At 51.9% G+C, this 817-nt stretch carries 1 rRNA gene; it reads right to left on the minus strand.

Annotated features, from left to right (window positions below):
• Nucleotides 1-817: ribosomal RNA gene (locus GPK88_RS00480) — 23S ribosomal RNA — on the minus strand; the annotation flags it as partial.

Here is an 817-nt window from a genome sequence, read left to right on the forward strand (position 1 = left end):
GATTCCTTAGTTTCGGTGGCGCGTTTCAGCCCCGGACATTTTCGGCGCAGGACCTCTCGACCAGTGAGCTATTACGCACTCTTTGAATGTATGGCTGCTTCTGAGCCAACATCCTGGTTGTCTTCGAAATCCCACATCCTTTTCCACTTAACGCGCACTTTGGGACCTTAACTGTAGGTCTGGGCTCTTTCCCTTTTGACCGCCCAACTTATCTCGTGCAGTCTGACTCCCGGTGATATCTACACGGCATTCGGAGTTTGATATTCTTCGGTAGGCTTTGACGCCCCCTAGGAAATTCAGTGCTCTACCTCCGCAAGACTCACACCGAGGCTAGCCCTAAAGCTATTTCGAGGAGAACCAGCTATCTCCGGGTTCGATTGGAATTTCTCCCCTATCCACACCTCATCCCCACCCTTTTCAACGGATGTGGGTTCGGTCCTCCACTACCTCTTACGGCAGCTTCAACCTGGACATGGATAGATCACCCGGTTTCGGGTCTACTCCTACTGACTCTGGCCCTGTTAAGACTTGGTTTCCCTTCGGCTCCATCCCTTGAGGACTTAACCTTGCCAGTAAGCGTAACTCGCCGGACCGTTCTACAAAAAGTACGCGGTTGTGCATATAAAGCACTTCCACAGCTTGTAGACACAGGGTTTCAGGTTCTCTTTCACTCCCCTCCCGGGGTCCTTTTCACCTTTCCTTCACAGTACTATGCGCTATCGGTCACTAAGTAGTATTTAGCCTTAGGGGGTGGTCCCCCTTACTTCCCACAAGGTTCCTCGTGTCTCGTGGTACTCCGGATCCTGCTCAGTCAGCT

This window comes from Blautia sp. MCC269 (assembly GCF_018785655.1).
Classification (GTDB): domain Bacteria; phylum Bacillota; class Clostridia; order Lachnospirales; family Lachnospiraceae; genus Blautia_A.